Origin of the sequence: Pseudomonas sp. P7758 (assembly GCF_013386485.1) — a bacterium.
Lineage (GTDB): Bacteria > Pseudomonadota > Gammaproteobacteria > Pseudomonadales > Pseudomonadaceae > Aquipseudomonas.
In genome coordinates, this window is the sequence record NZ_JACARS010000112.1 from 1 (window position 1) to 16,720 (window position 16,720).

At 61.1% G+C, this 16,720-nt stretch carries 16 protein-coding genes; 11 read left to right on the top strand and 5 right to left on the bottom strand.

The features are described 5' to 3' along the window. From HX873_RS23220 to HX873_RS23235, 4 genes are all read left to right on the top strand, one after another. Window positions 1–651: SDR family oxidoreductase (locus tag HX873_RS23220; RefSeq protein WP_177123259.1), on the top strand; the 651-nt coding region annotated here is incomplete at its 5' end. Window positions 652–793: 142 nt separating this feature from the next. After that, window positions 794–1,171, top strand: a complete 378-nt coding sequence (locus HX873_RS23225; RefSeq protein WP_003210361.1) for a response regulator — start codon at window positions 794–796, stop codon at window positions 1,169–1,171. A 101-nt stretch (window positions 1,172–1,272) separates the two neighbouring features. Beyond that, window positions 1,273–1,887, top strand: a complete 615-nt coding sequence (locus HX873_RS23230) for a biliverdin-producing heme oxygenase (protein ID WP_003210363.1) — start codon at window positions 1,273–1,275, stop codon at window positions 1,885–1,887. Next, window positions 1,884–4,112 carry an ATP-binding protein gene (locus HX873_RS23235; protein WP_177116677.1) on the top strand — a complete coding sequence of 743 codons (2,229 nt, stop codon included), beginning with the start codon at window positions 1,884–1,886 and terminating at the stop codon, window positions 4,110–4,112. The genes HX873_RS23230 and HX873_RS23235 overlap by 4 nt, the downstream gene beginning before the upstream one ends. Window positions 4,113–4,470: 358 nt before the next feature. Here HX873_RS23235 and HX873_RS23240 read toward each other — a convergent pair whose 3' ends face one another. After that, the gene (locus tag HX873_RS23240; RefSeq protein ID WP_102368174.1) at window positions 4,471–5,790 is read right to left on the bottom strand and encodes an ATP-binding protein; all 1,320 of its coding nucleotides are present in this window, start codon (window positions 5,788–5,790) and stop codon (window positions 4,471–4,473) included. Next, window positions 5,787–6,497 carry a response regulator gene (locus HX873_RS23245; protein ID WP_177123260.1) on the bottom strand — a complete coding sequence of 237 codons (711 nt, stop codon included), beginning with the start codon at window positions 6,495–6,497 and terminating at the stop codon, window positions 5,787–5,789. Before HX873_RS23245 ends, HX873_RS23240 begins: the two co-directional genes overlap by 4 nt. Before the next feature lie 164 nt (window positions 6,498–6,661). Here HX873_RS23245 and HX873_RS23250 point away from each other — a divergent pair, with 164 nt between their 5' ends. The 4 genes from HX873_RS23250 to HX873_RS23265 all read left to right on the top strand — a co-directional run bounded on the left by HX873_RS23250 (window position 6,662) and on the right by HX873_RS23265 (window position 10,893). Next, on the top strand, window positions 6,662–7,450 hold the full coding sequence (locus HX873_RS23250; RefSeq protein ID WP_177123261.1) for a VacJ family lipoprotein: 789 nt from the start codon (window positions 6,662–6,664) through the stop codon (window positions 7,448–7,450). Further along, window positions 7,440–7,685, top strand: a complete 246-nt coding sequence (locus HX873_RS23255) for a hypothetical protein (protein WP_177040128.1) — start codon at window positions 7,440–7,442, stop codon at window positions 7,683–7,685. Before HX873_RS23250 ends, HX873_RS23255 begins: the two co-directional genes overlap by 11 nt. A gap of 137 nt (window positions 7,686–7,822) precedes the next feature. Beyond that, window positions 7,823–9,742 carry an alkaline phosphatase D family protein gene (locus HX873_RS23260; RefSeq protein ID WP_177123268.1) on the top strand — a complete coding sequence of 640 codons (1,920 nt, stop codon included), beginning with the start codon at window positions 7,823–7,825 and terminating at the stop codon, window positions 9,740–9,742. 137 nt (window positions 9,743–9,879) lie between these two features. Next, window positions 9,880–10,893 carry a diguanylate cyclase gene (locus HX873_RS23265; protein ID WP_023659140.1) on the top strand — a complete coding sequence of 338 codons (1,014 nt, stop codon included), beginning with the start codon at window positions 9,880–9,882 and terminating at the stop codon, window positions 10,891–10,893. A gap of 4 nt (window positions 10,894–10,897) precedes the next feature. Here HX873_RS23265 and HX873_RS23270 read toward each other — a convergent pair whose 3' ends face one another. Continuing rightward, the gene (locus HX873_RS23270; RefSeq protein WP_008438485.1) at window positions 10,898–11,926 is read right to left on the bottom strand and encodes an amino acid ABC transporter substrate-binding protein; all 1,029 of its coding nucleotides are present in this window, start codon (window positions 11,924–11,926) and stop codon (window positions 10,898–10,900) included. 144 nt (window positions 11,927–12,070) lie between these two features. Between HX873_RS23270 and HX873_RS23275 the strand changes: the two genes are divergently transcribed. Both HX873_RS23275 and HX873_RS23280 read left to right on the top strand, forming a co-directional pair. Beyond that, window positions 12,071–12,967 (top strand): LysR substrate-binding domain-containing protein, encoded by an 897-nt coding sequence (locus tag HX873_RS23275; protein WP_003210377.1) that lies wholly within the window; start codon window positions 12,071–12,073, stop codon window positions 12,965–12,967. 106 nt (window positions 12,968–13,073) lie between these two features. Next, entirely contained in the window at window positions 13,074–14,324 is a 1,251-nt protein-coding gene (locus HX873_RS23280; protein ID WP_087695157.1) for an aspartate aminotransferase family protein, read from the top strand. 44 nt (window positions 14,325–14,368) lie between these two features. Here HX873_RS23280 and HX873_RS23285 read toward each other — a convergent pair whose 3' ends face one another. Beyond that, the gene (locus HX873_RS23285; protein WP_003210382.1) at window positions 14,369–14,752 is read right to left on the bottom strand and encodes a DUF1640 domain-containing protein; all 384 of its coding nucleotides are present in this window, start codon (window positions 14,750–14,752) and stop codon (window positions 14,369–14,371) included. 1 nt (window position 14,753) lies between these two features. After that, a complete protein-coding gene (locus tag HX873_RS23290; RefSeq protein ID WP_003210383.1) occupies window positions 14,754–15,011 on the bottom strand; it encodes a hypothetical protein in 258 nt (85 codons plus the stop codon). Between the two features lie 294 nt (window positions 15,012–15,305). On the opposite strand from HX873_RS23290, the gene HX873_RS23295 reads away from it, so the two are divergent. Then, a complete protein-coding gene (locus tag HX873_RS23295) occupies window positions 15,306–16,643 on the top strand; it encodes a carbohydrate porin (protein ID WP_177123262.1) in 1,338 nt (445 codons plus the stop codon). Window positions 16,644–16,720 lie beyond the last annotated feature (77 nt).

Here is a 16,720-nt window from a genome sequence, read left to right on the forward strand (position 1 = left end):
GGGGATACGCTGATCGGGGTGTCCCGCAGTCGCCCTGATCCCTTGATGTGCAGCACTGGCGCCGAGGTGCGCTGGGTGGAAGCAGACCTTGGCATGCCTGGCCAAGCGGCGCACGTCATCGAGCAGGCGGTGGCGGCAGGCGGGCTGGACACACTGATCTATAACCTGGGCATCTGGGAGGCGCGGGCGTTTGATCCGGCGTACAGCTTTCTCACCGACGAGGACACGCAACTGGAAGCCATCGTCAGTTGCAACATCACCGCACCGCTGTTGTTGATCAAGCGGCTGCTGCCGGTGTTATTGAAGAGCCCTCAGCCGCGCATCATCCTCACCGGCTCGACCTCGGGACTGCCCCAGAGCGGCCGGCCCGAAGTGGCGTTCGGCGCCTCGAAATTCGCCTTGCGCGGCATCGCCGATGCGCTGCGTGAAGGCTATCGCCAGCAACGCCTGGGTGTCACTTGCCTGAACCTGGGCTATCTGAATACCGAAGATTCCTTGAGCACCTCACGCACCCAGGCCGAACAGCGCGGTGAGGGCCAATTGATTCCGGTGCATGACGTGGTGCAGGTGGTGCGTATGGTCTTGAGCCTGTCCGGCGCCAGTTTCGTCAAGGAGCTGACATTGCCGGCGCTGCTGGATGAACGCTTCTAGCAGGTTTCGCCAGTGGAGCGCCCTGCCCTGACGCAATTCAAAGGCAACCAAATGACCACCCATCGCAAAAAAAACATCCAATCGAACCTATTCAACGGCGCCCCACTCCACCTTACTTAACCCGGATGGTGGAGTAAGGATCATGGCTCAGCCATCGATATTGGTGCTGGAAGACGACGAAATCATTCGCTCGTTGATGGTAGATGTACTGGAGGATTTCGGCGCGGTGGTGACCTCGTTCCCGTCCGCAGACGAAGGAATGATTTTTCTTGAACGGGCCAGTGATCCGGTAGACTTGATTGTCAGCGATATCCAGATGCCCGGCCTGCTCAATGGCTACGACTTGAGCAAGGTGGTCGCCCATCGCTGGCCGACGCTGCCGGTGGTGCTGACCTCGGGCAACACCGCAATGGCCTCGCAGTTGGGCAGCACCGTGCGGTTCCTGCCCAAGCCATGGACCACCAAGCGCCTGATCGACTGCGTGCAGTCGGCCCTGGTGCAGGGTTCGCCCATGCACTGATAGCATCGCGATATCAGCCAAGGCGAACTTCACGGCGACTCCTGCGGTCAGTTATTAAGCAACCTTACATGGCCAGCAGGCCCCCAGTTCGAGTTTACTGAATGCATTCACAGGCCCATGACGTTAGTGCGCCCCCTGTACTTGAAGCCCTGCGCTCGGGTACCGCTTTACTGCACGTCGCCCTGGAAAAGCGCTTGCCGTTTTTCTCCCCGCAGCTCGATCACACTCGGTATAAACGCCTGCTCCAGGCCTATTACGGGTTCTACAACCCTCTGGAAACGACGCTGAACGACAGCGGCTTGATCCCCGTGGGGTTTGATCAGATGCTGCGTCGCAAAACTCCCACCTTGCTGACGGATCTTCACGCCCTGGGCCTGGACGCCCGAGCCATCGCCGCCCTTCCCCATTGCATGTCGCTACCGCTCCTCGACACGCCGGCCGCCTGCCTGGGCGCGCTGTATGTGTTGGAAGGTGCCACCCTGGGCGGGCAGATCCTGCGCCGGGAAATGGCCCAGCGCCTCGGACTGGATGCCGACAACGGCGGCGCGTTTCTCAACGTGTACGGCGCCGAAACCGGTCGGCGCTGGAAAGACTTTCTCGACTACCTGAGCCATGTGCCCCTCGATGCGCACGCCAAACTGCGCGCCGTGAACGCGGCCCGCTCGACATTCAGCTGCTTTGAGCAATGGCTCGACAGCCAGGAGGTACTGCTATGAAACCCGAAGATTTTGAAGAGTTGCTTGCCAACTGTGCAGACGAACCCATCCGCTTCCCGGGGGCCATCCAGCCCCACGGTGCGCTGCTGACCCTGTCCGAGCCGGACCTGCATATCGTGCAGGTGAGCGCCAACGTAGCCGAACTGTTCAACCACTCACCGGAATCCCTGCTGGGCCAGCCGCTGCACACATTGATCGGCATTGAACATGCCGAAGCCGTCCGGGCCATGGTCACGCAAAACAGCTTTTTCGACGCCGCACCGCTGCACATGACCCTCAACGGCGCCGAGTTCGAAGGCTTGCTGCACCGCCATCAGGATGTACTGGTGCTGGAGTTCGAACCACGGCTCAAGGACTTCCAGCCGCGGGCACTCAATGGCCGGACCAGCAACCTGGGCAAGATGCTGCAACGCCTGCAGGCGGCGAAAACCCTGCAAGCCTTGTATGAAATCAGCGTCAACGAAATCCAGGCCATGACCGGCTACGACCGGGTGCTGATTTATCGTTTCGAAGAGGAAGGCCACGGCCAGGTGATCGCCGAAGCGTCCGCCCCGTCGATGGAATTGTTCAACGGCCTGTTCTTCCCGGCGTCTGACATCCCCGAACAAGCCCGGGAGCTGTACCGCACCAATTGGCTGCGGATCATCCCCAATGCCGATTACGAGGCAGTGCCGCTGGTGCCCAGGTTGCGCCCGGACACCGGCCAGCCCCTGGACCTGAGCTTCGCCACCCTGCGCAGCGTGTCGCCGATTCACTGCCAGTACATGAAAAACATGGGGGTGCTGTCGTCCATGAGCATCTCCCTGATGGCGGGCGACAAACTCTGGGGCCTGATCAGTTGCGGCAACCGCCAGCCGCTGCTGGTGCCCAATGATTTGCGCACCGCGTGCCAGACCATCGGCCAGGTGCTGTCGTTGCAGATCAGCGCCATGGAGGCCCTGGACCTAAGCCGCCAGCGCGAAGAAAAAGTCGAGGCCCTGGCCTTGCTCAGCCAGGCCATGCAGGCCTCGCCCGCAAACGTCTTCGATGGCCTGGCGCAGCGTCCGCAATTGCTGATGGACCTGACCCTCGCAGGCGGTGTGGCAATCATCGAAGACAAGCAACTGCACCGCTACGGCAATTGCCCGGAACCTGCGCAGATTCGCGCCCTGCACAAGTGGCTGCAAGAGGCCGGGCAGCCGGTGTTTGCCAGCCATAACCTGGCCTCGGTTTACCCGCCGGCGGCTGAATACCAGCACGTAGCCAGTGGCGTGCTGGCCATGAGCTTGCCCAAGCCGGTGGACAACGGCGTGTTGTGGTTTCGTCCCGAAGTGAAGGAAAACATCAACTGGAGCGGCGACCCGAACAAACCCCTGGACCTGGAAAGCACCGACGCGGGCCTGCACCTTCGCCCACGCACCTCGTTTGAAATCTGGAAGGTGGAGATGGCCGGCATTTCCACCAAATGGAGCCACGGTGACCGCTTCGCCGCCAACGACCTGCGCCGCTCGGCCCTGGAAAATGACCTGGCCCGCCAGGTGCTGCGTGAACAACAGGCGGTGCGCGCCCGGGATGAACTGGTGGCGGTGGTTTCCCACGACCTGCGCAACCCGATGACGGTGATCTCGATGCTCTGCGGCATGATGCAAAAGGCCTTCAGTTCCGATGGCCCACACACCTCGCGACGGATTTCCTCGGCCATCGATACCATGCAACAAGCCGCCGGGCGCATGAATGTGCTGCTGGAAGATTTGCTCGACACCTCGAAGATCGAAGCCGGGCGCTACACCGTCAAGCCGGTGGCCCTGGACGTGAGCCAGATGTTCGAGGAGGCCTATTCACTGCTCGCGCCCCTGGCGATGGAAAAGGGCATCGACCTGTCCTTCAATGCCGAACCCGGGCTGCAAATCCATGCCGACCCGGAACGGTTGTTCCAGGTGCTGTCGAACCTGATCGGCAACGCCATCAAGTTCACCCCGCGCCAGGGCAATATCGGCATCAGTGCGTTGAGCAATGGCGAAGAGATCGTGTTTTCGGTGCGTGACTCCGGCGAAGGGATCGCCCCTGATCAGTTGCCTCACGTGTTTGATCGCTACTGGACGCAAACCGAAAACAATCCCACCGGCAGCGGCCTGGGCTTGTACATCACCCAAGGCATCGTGCAGGCCCACGGCGGGCGGATCGAGGCTGAGAGTGAGTTGGGGCGAGGCAGCGAGTTTCGGTTTACGGTGCCCAAGCCGGCTTGAAACGGCGCCTCATCGAGACGGCGAAGCATATGGAAACCCAAAGGCCCGGAACGCCGGACCGGGCCAGGGCCACTGATCAGGACGCACTCAAAGGGAGGTGAATGCGCACTTCACGTCCTTTCTAATGAGAGCCAACATCTATGTCCTTTCCAATCATTGGCAGCGCTTTCCATATCCAATCCTTCAATCAACCCACTCATTCGCCTCAAGCCACTCAACCCGTCCAACCTGTTCAGCCGGCCCCCAAACCAAACGATGAGCCCTCGCGTAGCAGCTCCAACCAGCAAATTTTTCAGTCGAATAGCGGTAATCTGACTGATCTGGGAAAAGGCAATTTGCCGTGAGGGTTTAAGCCTTCCTAAACCGGCAACACCACCACGGCGGCCAACCCGCCACACGGGCGATTCTCCAACGTCAGCGTTCCACCGTGTTCCAGGACAATCGCCCGTGCCGTGGAAAGGCCCAAACCGACCCCGCCGGTACTTTTATTGCGTGAGCCTTCCAGCCGAAAGAACGGCAGGAACACCTGCTCATGCTGCTCCTGCGGGATGCCCGGGCCACGGTCCAGTACCCGTATCGTCACCACGCCCGGACTCTGTTGCAGTTCGATTTCCGGCGCCCGCCCGTAGTGGATCGCATTGTCCATCAGGTTGGTCATCACTCGCTTGAGCCCCAGCGGGCGACCGAAATACACCAGCCGTGGCGGGCCATTGAAGGTGATGTCGATGGACTGGTCGCGGTAATCGTCAATCAGCGTTTGCAGCAACTCAGCGAGGTCAAGTTGGGTAGCCTGTTCCAGACGCGCATCGTCGCGAAAGAATTCCAGCGCGGTGTTGATCATCGCCTGCATCTCGTCGACATCCCGGAACAGGCGGTGCTGCTGGTCGGCATCTTCGATGAATTCCCCCCGCAGGCGCAGGCGGGTCAGCGGCGCACGCAGGTCATGGGAAATCGCGGCGAGCATCTGGGTGCGGTCCTGGATGAAGTGCTGCAACTGCGCCTGCATGCCGTTGAACGCGAGAATCGCCTGGCGGATTTCCTGGGGGCCGACCGGCTCGATAGGCGGCGCACGAAAGTCGGCGCCGAAACGTCGCACACCCTGGGCGAAATACTGCAGCGGCCGGGCCAGGCGCCGGGTGGCGATCAGCGTGACCAGCGCGGTGGAAATCAGTACCAGCATCAGCACGATCAGGCTTCGCGGGCCTTCCGCCAGGCCCCAACTGCGCGACGGCGCGCTGAACATCAGCCAGGATTCATCCACCAGTTGCACCACCAGCGCATAGCGCCCGCCGGGGCCAGGCCAGTCGGACGGTTCGTAGGCTTCCATTCGCCGCTCCGGCCCCTTGAGCAGCTGCTTGAACACCTGGTCGGAGTGAAACCCCGGGTCTTCCAGAACCGGCACATCAATGCCTGTGCGGGTGGCCGACCAACTCACATTGAAGCTGTCATCGGCCACTGCCCGAGTCAGTTGCGCGCGCTGGGACGGCTCCGCCGCTTCGATCATCCGCACGATCACCGCGACCTTCTCCAACAGGCCGGTTTCACCCAACGGCGGCCTGGCCCAAACGCCAGCCAGTTGTACAAACAGCGCATTGAAGGCCAGCGCAGTGAGCATCGCAATCAGGATGGTCAGGGCAATCCAGCGGGCCACCGTGTCCCGGGGTTTGAAGCGGCTCATGGGCGGGTCACCGCGACGGTGAACTGGTAACCGCCGTTACGCACCGTGCGAATCATCGCCGGGCGCTTGGTGTCGAACTCCAGCTTGCGTCGCAGGCGGCTGACCTGCACGTCGATGCTGCGGTCGAACGCGTCGTGGCTATGGCCCCGCGCCAGGTTCAGCAATTGCTCGCGGGTGAGCACGCGCTGCGGGTGTTCGACGAACACCAGCAGCAGGTCGAACTCCCCGGACGACAACGGGATCATCACCTGGTCCGGCGAGCGCAACTCACGGCGCGTCAGGTCCAGTTGCCAGCCGGCGAAACGAATCAGCGGGCGCGACACGTCGCCCAACGTTGGCCGGTTTTCACCCGCCCGACGCAGTACGGCGCGCACCCGGGCAAGTAATTCACGGGCATCGAAAGGTTTGCTCAGGTAATCATCGGCGCCCATTTCCAGGCCCACCACGCGATCACTCAGTTCGCCCATGGCGGTCAGCATGATCACCGGTGTTGCGTATTGCTGGCGCAGGCGCTGGCACAGCAACAGGCCGTTATCCCCCGGCAGCATCAGGTCGAGGATGATCAGGTCGGCAGGTGTACGCTCCATGGCCGCCCACAGCTCGGCGCCATTGGCGGCGGTCTCGACCGTGTAGCCATGTTGCAGGAAGAATTTCTTCAGCAGGGCGAGGACCTCGAGGTCATCGTCCACGATTAAAAGATGGCTCACCGATGGGCATCACTTGGTCTTGTCGATGCGCCATCTAAAACCATTCGACGCGGCCCGTCATATATTTCAATCGTGCAATAAAGCGTCAACGGCGCAATAAAGCAGACATCTTTGCGCAAGCTGCGGCTGCCAGCATCGGCTTCCTTTTCCCGGAGACTGACCCCATGCGCTCGCTGACGTACCCCCAGCACCTGGCTCGCCAGGCGGTGTTGTTGCTGACTGTGTCTTACCTCACAGGCTGCGCGAGCCCGGCCAACGTAACGAGTACCACACGCTGCGCACAGGTTTCCTACCCGGTGTATGACCCCGCCGAACCAGTCAACCGGGGCGTGTTCGCCTTCAACCGCGCGGTGGATGACTACGCCCTGGCGCCTGTAGCCCGAGGCTACCGATACATGCCGGAGTTTTTCCAGCAAGGTGTGCATAACTTCGCCAGCAACTTCAGCGAACCCAAGGTCTTCATCAACGACCTGCTGCAAGGCAACCCACGGCGCTCGATCAACACCCTGGGACGTTTTGCGGTGAACACCACCGTGGGGATCGTCGGCTTGATCGATGTCTCGGACCCGCTGGGCATCCCTCGCCACACCGCCGACTTCGGCCAGACCTTTGGCGTGTGGGGGATTGGCAACGGGCCGATTGTCGAACTGCCGTTGCTGGGCACCGGCAACAGCCGCGATGCGGCGGGCAAGGTCCTGAACTTCCTGGTGGCGCCGCTGGGCGACAGCGATACCGTGCAAACCCTGGGCACCATCAGCCTGGTGGGTGGCACAGTGGACACGCGCGCCTCGTTGCTGCCGCTGACCGACAGCCTGCAAAAGCTGCCGGACTACTACAGTGCCTTGCGTAACGTGGTGGCCGAACACCGCGCGGCCTTTGTGCTGGAGGGCAAGCAGGGAGCGACGTCGCCTCAGGCCGATAGTTGTGCGCAGGGAGCCGGCGATGATTTCTGAATCAAGCTCACTGGTCCTGCAACGTCAGGTTCGTAAACGCGGGACCAGCGCCCTGCTCTGCCGGGAGACCCGCCTGAGCCTGTCGTCGGAGCAGGGCCGCCTGGTGCTGAGCCGCTATATCGAACGGTACAGCCCGCAGGGTGTGCGCTGGGTCGAGCGCCAGCACAGTGTGGCCCTGGCCGAAGTGCTGCGCTGGATGATTGCCGAAGGCGAGACCTGCGCCACGCAGTCATGATTTGAGATGAAAGGTTTATAGCCCGGGCCAGTGGGCGCCGGGTAATTTGCGGCTCGCCCGGGTATCGCGCCTTAACAAAACGCTGACATTCAATGCGTTACCTTTTCGGCCCAACCTTGCCCAGTGCCGTTGCCTTGATGCCTCACCCCGACACACTTCCCGCTGTACTCGCCGGCCCGTTGCTGCGACGCCTGGAACCGCGGCGCCTGGTGATGTGGCTGGTGGGAAGTCGTCCCCTGGCATTGACCCTGAGGCTGCAAGTCGCCCAAGGCGCGGCGCTCGATATCGAGTTGGACGCCAGCCAATGCAAGGTGGTGCCCGTCGGGCGCCAGGCCTTTATCCACCTGATCGACGTACCGCTGGCGGAAGCCCTGCCCCAGGACGTGAGCATCGGCTACGACCTGCTGGTAAACCGTGCCGGTATCGCCGAATGGGCGCCGCACCTGCTCTACCCGGGCGCACAAGGCCCGCATTTCGTCCTGCACAGCCGCATCCACCAATTGGTCCACGGTTCCTGCCGCAAGCCCCATCACAGCGCAGCCGACGGTTTGCTGTGTGTCGACCGGCTGCTGGCCGAATCGAACACCCTGGAGGAACGCCCGGCCTTGTTGATGATGAGTGGCGACCAGGTCTACGCCGACGATGTCGCGGGGCCGATGCTGCGGGCCATTCATGCGCTGATCACGCGCCTCGGCCTGTTCGATGAACACCTCGACGGTGCCGTCGTCGACAACAGCGCCGCGCTTTATGAGCATGCCGCCAGCTACTACCATCGAGCCGACCTGTTGCCCGCCCTGAAGAGCAACGAGACCCTGCGCGAGCGTTTTTTTGGCGGGGTGAAGAAGCCTATTTTCACCAGCAGCAGCGCCGACAACCACTTGGTGACTTTTGCCGAAGTCATGGCGATGTACCTGCTGGCGTGGTCGCCCGTACCGTGGCAGTTGATCACCCCGCAAGCGCCGCAACTGCGCGCCGAAGGGCACGTACGCTATGGGCACGAGCAAGTGCAGATCGACACGTTCCGTGACGGCCTGGGTGGCGTGGCCAGGGTGTTCGCCCACCTCTCCTGCCTGATGATCTTCGATGATCACGACATCACCGACGACTGGAACCTCAGCGCCCAATGGGAAGAAACCGCCTACGGGCATCCGTTCTCCAAGCGCATCATCGGCAACGCACTGCTGGCCTACATGCTGTGCCAGGGCTGGGGCAATAACCCGGATGCGTTCGATACGGTGATCGGCAAAACCCTGGCGCTCACCACACAGGCCCACGACAACTACCTGCAGCCTGTCGCTCAAGATGAGCTGGTGGATGACCTGCTGAAGTTCCAGCAATGGCATTACGTGCTGCCCACCATCCCCGCACTGGTAGTGCTCGACACCCGTACCCGGCGCTGGCGCAGCGAGTTCAACCTCACGCAACCCTCCGGCCTGCTGGACTGGGAAGCACTGAGCGAACTGCAACAGGAGCTGCTGGATCACCCTTGCGCGATCATCGTTTCACCGGCGCCGATCTTCGGCGTCAAACTGATCGAAACCGTGCAGAAGGCCTTCAGCTGGTGCGGCTACCCGCTGCTGGTGGACGCGGAAAACTGGATGGCCCACCGCGGCGCGGCACAGGTGATCCTCAACATCTTTCGTCACTCCCGCACACCGGGCAACTACGTGATCCTCTCGGGAGACGTGCACTACTCGTTCGTCTATGAAGTGCTGATTCGCCACCGCAATGCCGGCCCAAAAATCTGGCAGATCACCAGCAGCGGCATCAAGAACGAATTCCCGCCGCGCTTGCTGGAATGGTTCGACCGTCTCAATCGATGGCTCTACTCACCGCGCTCACCGCTGAACTGGTTCACCCGTCGCCGACTCATGCAGGTAGTGCCGCATATTCCGGAACACGCTGAAGCGGGCGAACGGCTCTGGAATTCTGCCGGGATCGGGCAGGTGTTTTTTAACCGGCAGGGGCAGCCTGAGGCGACTTATCAGCACAATGCCAATGGGGCGCCCAGGACCAGGATGGCGGCGCCTGATCAGAAGCTGAACCCAAGCAAGTAGTGGCTTTTAGCCACACTCTCACTAGACCAAAGACCCCCTTCTAAGCGCCAAGGCGCCGTTGTACAGTACCGCCAGCCACGGAGTATCGGCATCAATTTTGGCTGGCCCCAGGAGCCAGTCCACGCAGGGAGTGCGCAATGGACGATACATCCGGCAGCGAACCGTCAAGGAAGGACTTTTGCGACCTTAACGCCGACATGCTGCATGCCATCATGGAGCTGGTCAGCGACGGGATCTGGGACTGGAACGCCAACACCGGGTTCGTCTACCGCAACCCCGGCTGGTACGAAATGCTCGGCTATGCCCATCACTCCCTGGAAAACAGCGTATTCACCTGGGAAAACGTGATTCATCCCGATGACTATCCCCAAGTGATGGTGCTGTTTGATAACTACATCAACCGCCGCACCACTCACTATCAAGCCGAATACCGCTGCCGCAAGAAAGACGGCTCCTACCTGTGGATCGAAGACCGCGGCTACGTGATCGCACGTAACGACGACGGCTCGGTGGCACGCATGGTCGGCGCCCACCGCAGTATCCAGGCGCGCAAACAGTCCATCGAACAGCTGGAGCGCCGCAATCAATCCCTTGAAGCCCTGGTGGCCGAGCGCACCCGCGAGCTGTCGCGGGTCAATCAACAACTGCAGTTGCAACTGGACGAGAATCGCTCCCTGGCCGAACGCGACGCCTTGACTCGCGTGGCCAATCGTTACCGCCTTGAACGCGTCCTGCTGGAAGAGTGCGCTCGCGCCCAACGGTTTCGCCTGCCGCTGTCACTGATCGCCATGGACATTGACGACTTCAAGCCCATCAACGATCAGCACGGCCATGCCGTAGGCGATGAAACCCTGGTGCGCGTGGTGGAATGCCTGGAGGCCTGCATTCGCCACGGCGACTTGCTGGCCCGCTGGGGCGGCGATGAATTCATGGTCATCGTGCCCAAAAGCACGTTGGAGACCGCGCGGGAATTGGCCGAGCGAATGCGCTGTGCGCTCAAGGACTTGCCCGCCGTGGGCAGCTTCAAGGTGACGTTGAGCCTCGGCGTGGTAGAGCGACGCAACGATGAGTCACCCGCCTGCCTGATGGCCAGGGCCGATCAGGCGTTGTATCGCTCCAAGGCGGCGGGCAAGGACACGGTTTCTTCGTGAAACCTCAGCGAACCGGCGGCGCGTACTGGATCCCGCCGTTGCTCCACAGGGCATTAAGGCCGCGCTTGATCTTCAGCACGCTGCCCTGGCCGATGTTGCGCTCGAACACCTCGCTGTAGTTGCCCACTTGCTTGACGATCTGCACGACCCAGTCCTTGCGCAGTTTCAGGTCCTTGCCGTAGTCACCGTCTGCGCCGAGCAAACGGGCGACGTCCGGGTTCTTGCTGGACTTGGCTTGCTCTTCAACGTTCTGCGAAGTGATGCCCATTTCCTCGGCATTGAGCATGGCGAACAACGTCCACTTGACGATGCTGAACCACTCGTCGTCGCCCTTGCGCACCAGCGGGCCCAATGGCTCCTTGGAAATCACTTCCGGCAACACCACGAACTCATCCGGGTGAGCCATCTTGATCCGCTGGGCGTACAGCCCCGACTGGTCGGTGGTAAGCACGTCGCAGCGGCCCGCTTCGAGGCCCTTGGCACTTTCGTCAGCAGTGTCGAAGGTAATCGGCGTGTACTTCAGGCCGTTGGCGCGGAAGTAATCCGAGACGTTCAGCTCGGTGGTGGTGCCGGCCTGGATGCAGATGGTCGCGCCGTCCAGGTCCTTGGCGCTCTTCACACCGAGCTTGGTGTTCACCAGGAACCCGATGCCGTCGTAGTAGGTCACGCCGGTGAACACCATGCCCATGCCCGCGTCACGGGAACTGGTCCAGGTGGTGTTGCGGGAAATCAGGTCGATCTCGCCGGATTGCAACGCAGTGAAACGCTCCTTGGCGGTCAACTGGCTGAACTTCACTTTCGACGCGTCACCAAAGAGTGCTGCGGCGACGGCGTGGCACACGTCCACATCAATGCCGGTCATCTTGCCGTTGGCGTCCGGCACGCCAAAACCCGGCAACCCATCACTGACCCCACACTGGATAAAACCCTTCTTCTGGATCGCATCCAGGGTCGCCCCCGCGTGTGCGCTTGCGGCCAGCCCCAATAGTGCTGCGGCGGTGAATGCCGCCAACGTGGATTTCATGTGCTTCATGCAAGGCGCTCCCTGTCGGTCTTTATTATTCGGCGCCACAAACCCGCGCCGTTTATAGTGTTGCCGGTCAGTATCAACGGCTTTACACCTTGGCCACAAACGACGTTTAGGCAAAGGCTCCTTCCGATTTGGAATGAACTTCTCATGATCTCGAAACGCTTGACCCCTTCGATGACCGCCCTGCAGTGCTTCGAAGCTGCCGCCCGCCACCTGAGTTTCACCCGCGCTGCCGAAGAACTGCACCTGACCCAGAGCGCGGTGAGCAAGCAGGTGGCACAGCTCGAAGAGATGCTCTGCCACCCGCTGTTCCAGCGGGTGCGCCAGCGTTTGTACCTGTCGCCGGCGGGCTCGCTGTACCTGGAGGAAGTACGCAAGATCCTCAACCAGGTGGATATTTCCAGCCGCTACATCCTCACCTACGGTGGCGAGACCGAAGTGCTGCGCATCGCCACCCAGCCGACCTTCGGTGACCGCTGGCTGGTGCCCAAGCTCAAGGATTTTGCCGCGCGCCATCCCAATATCCATCTGGACGTGCGCAACGAACTGGAGCCGTTCGACGTGTTGCAGGCCAAGGCGGATATCGCGTTTTTCTTCGGCCAGGGAGCGTGGCCGGGGGCAACTTGCATCGAGTTGTTTCGCGAAGCCGTGGTGCCGGTCTGTGCCCCCGGGTTTGTTGCCGCTGGCAGCGACGCCTCGTCCCGCCACACCTTGCTGCAATGCACCTCGCGCCCGGAAGCCTGGCACGAGTGGTTTCTGGAACAGGGCCTGCACTCACAAAACAGCTACCACGGGCCGCGTTTCGACACGTTCTACATGTGCATCCGCGCCGCGCAATCGGGGTACGGCGTGGCGTTGGTGCCACAGTATCTGGTGGCCGAGGAATTGGCGAACGCCAGCCTGATGATCCCCTGGGATTACAGAATGCCGAGTGCCGGCGCGCACTTTATCGCCCATGCCGAGCATGCCGGGGAGATCCCGAAAGTGAAGGCGTTCCTGAACTGGATGGTGGATGTGGCGAGGGAGCTTGCTCCCTCGCCATAGCACATCCCGACTTTTAATAATGACCCGGCGACTTTATTTCGTTTGCGGGGCAAGGCGGCTCACGGCTTAGATAAAAGGACGCATCCTATTCTTGAGTCCCGGATCCATGAGCCGCGAAACCATCAGCCAGTCGATTTCCATCGTCCACCCCATCAGCCTCAGCCATGGCCGGAACGCCGAAGTCTGGGACACCACCGGCAAGCGCTTCATCGATTTCGTCGGCGGCATCGGCGTGCTCAACCTGGGCCACTGCCACCCGCGTGTGGTGGAGGCGATCCGCGACCAGGCCACCAGGCTCACCCACTACGCCTTCAATGCCGCGCCTCACGCGCCCTACATCGAACTGATGGACCGTCTTACCGCATTCATCCCGGTGGATTACCCGGTCAGTGGCATGCTCACCAACAGTGGCGCGGAAGCGGCGGAAAACGCCCTGAAAATTGTCCGCGGCGCCACTGGCCGCACCGCCGTCATCGCCTTTGACGGTGCGTTTCACGGGCGCACGCTGGCGACGCTCAATCTCAATGGCAAGGTCGCGCCATACAAGCAAAAAGTCGGCGTATTGCCGGGGCCGGTGTTCCACCTGCCCTACCCCAGCCGCGACAACGGCGTGACCTGCGGCGAAGCACTCAAGGCGATGGACCGCCTGTTCAGCGTGGAAATCGACGTCGACGACGTAGCCTGTTTCATCATCGAACCCGTGCAGGGCGAAGGTGGTTTCCTGGCGCTGGACGTGGAATTTGCCCAGGCCCTGCGACGCTTCTGCGATGAGAAAAACATCCTGTTGATTGCCGATGAAATCCAGTCCGGCTTCGGCCGCACCGGCCAGCGCTTCGCCTTCTCACGCCTGGGCATCGAACCGGACCTGATCCTGCTGGGCAAAAGCATCGCCGGCGGTGTGCCGTTGGGTGCGGTGGTGGGTCGCAAGACATTGCTCGACAACCTGCCCAAAGGCGGCCTCGGCGGCACCTACTCCGGTAACCCGATTGCCTGCGCGGCGGCCTTGGCCACCCTGGATGAAATGACGGACGAGCACCTGCAAGGTTGGGGCGCGCAGCAGGAAGAAGCGATCGTCAGTCGCTATGAATCATGGTGTTCGAAAAGGCTCTCCCCCTACCTAGGCCGCTTGACCGGCGTGGGCGCCATGCGTGGCATCGAACTGGCCAACGCCGACGGCAGCCCGGCGCCACAACAACTGGCCCAGCTGCTGGCACTGGCCCGCGAGGCGGGTTTGTTGCTGATGCCCAGCGGCAAATCGCGGCATATCATCCGCCTGCTGGCGCCGTTGACGATTGAAGCGGCGGTGCTGGAGGAAGGGCTGGATATTCTTGAAGAGTGTTTGGCGAAGTTGGCTTAAAAACCAAAAAGCCCGGCGGGAAGCCGGGCTTCGAACGGAAAACGTCAGTGGACGAGTCGGGCGACGCCAAAGGCGATGGCAGACAAGGCGCCAGCTGTTCCGACAAACCATTTCAGCAGTCGGGTTTCCAACGATTGCATATCCGTTCTGAAATTGGCGATTGAGAGATCCAACCTGGAGGTTGCTTCGAGCAGGTCGATTTTGGTCTGCATCAGATCGGACTTGGTGGCCATGTGCTCCTGCATGCCATCCAGCTTCGTCTCGACGCGCTCCAATCTTGCCTCAACTTGTGAAATACGCTTTTCCAAATCGTTTTCTCCTCCGTTGCCCCCACCGCCTGCGCCGCCTTTGCGGTCGTAGCCTGATGACGAACCTTGACGGTACTCCTGGCGAAGATAGCTCACATTATCCTTGAGGTCATTCGCCATTTCAGGCCTCCTTCTTTTGGGTCAAAGCATTCAGTCCATCAGCTACACCTTCCATGCAGTCGATAAACTCATTCAGCTTCACCCATGCTTCATCTGCCGCCTGTTTTACATCCACGTCTTCACTATGTTTGAGCGCACCGGACAAGCTAATGATGCCGGAGCCGAGCCTAGCAATTGCACTGTGATACTGACCGAGAATAATGACTAGTTCCCCGGCTGTTACGGCCTTTGCCTCACCTACGTTGTCGTCGCCTTCCATGTCGACCCCCCATCTGTTTTGGTGACGCAGATAACCACGCCCTCAAACACAAACCAACGCACAGATTGCTACCAAATCCGACGATCCAGCGCACTATTACCAATTCCGAAAGAATCCATCTTCCGTTTAGCCCTTTCTCTCCCCGCGCCAGGGCTTTATCCTTGTCAGCAACAAACTGAAACGTTTCATCATTCCACCAAACCATCGACCGCCCGTGTTCAACGCCCTTGTGCGAACGCGCCAGGCCGCTGTTTGCGTTTCAAAACCATAAAATATTAAGACCCCATTTTGCCTATGCCTGCTTTCCCAAACCTGCGCCTGTGCGCTGCGCTGTTACCGTTCGGCCTGATCAACTGTGCCCAGGCCGCACCTGCCTTTGACGCTGAATCACCGTGGATGCTGGGTGATTTCGGCGGCACTCGGACAGCGCTGTCTCAACAAGGCTACGACTTCAAATTCGACTACACCGGCGAAATGGGCAGCAACCTGCACGGCGGCTCGGATCACGACCGCACTGCGCGCTACAGCGACCAATTCGGCCTGGGCACGCACCTGGATCTGCAGAAGATCCTCGGCTGGCACGACGCCGAGTTCCAGTTGACGGTGACCGAGCGCAGCGGCAACAACATCACCAATGACCGGGTCAACGATCCGCGTGTGGGCGGTTTTACCTCGTCCCAGGAAGTCTGGGGCCGTGGCCAGACCTGGCGCCTGACGCAGATGTGGTACCAGCAGAAATTCTTCGACCAAAAGCTCGACATCAAGGCCGGGCGCTTTGGCGAAGGTGAAGACTTCAACAGCTTCCCCTGCGACTTCCAGAATCTCGCATTCTGCGGCTCGCAGGTCGGTAACTGGGTTGGCAGCATCTGGTACAACTGGCCGGTGAGCCAGTGGGCGTTGCGGGTCAAATATCACCTGACGCCCGAGTTGTACGCCCAGGTCGGCGCCTACGAACAGAACCCGTCCAACCTCGATCGCGGCAATGGCTTCAAGCTCAGCGGCAGCGGCACCCAAGGCGCCCTGCTCCCGGTTGAGCTGGTGTGGACGCCTACGCTGAACGGCCTGCCCGGAGAATACCGCGCCGGCTACTACTACAGCAGCGCCAAGGCCAGCGATGTGTATAAAGACCGCAACGACCAGCCGGCAGCCCTCAGCGGCGAGGCCTATCGCAGCGCCTCCAGCAAGCACGGGGTGTGGCTGGGGGTGCAGCAGCAAGTCACCAGCCTGGCCAGCGACCGTTCTCGGGGCTTGAACGTGTTCGCCAACGGCACGATGCACGACAAGAAAACCAACGCTGTGGATAACTACGTGCAAGCCGGCGTGGTCTACAAGGGCCTGTTCGACGCCCGCGCCAAGGACGATATCGGTTTCGCCGTGGCCCGGGTGCACGTCAACCCGGCCTACCGCAAGAATGCCGAGGCAAGCAACCAGGCCCACGCGGTATACGACTTCGATGACCCATCCTACCTGCCGATTCAACACACGGAATACAGCGCTGAGCTCTATTACGGCATCCATGTCACCCAGTGGCTGACGGTGCGCCCGAACCTGCAATACATCCGTCACCCCGGAGCCGTGGCCCAGGTGGATGACGCGCTCATCGGCGGGATCAAGCTGCAAAGCTCATTCTGACGTTGTAAGTAAATTCTGAAGAAAACGAATTAGCCCTGAACCAAGCCTGCGCCGGAACGTCATCTACAGTGAACTGT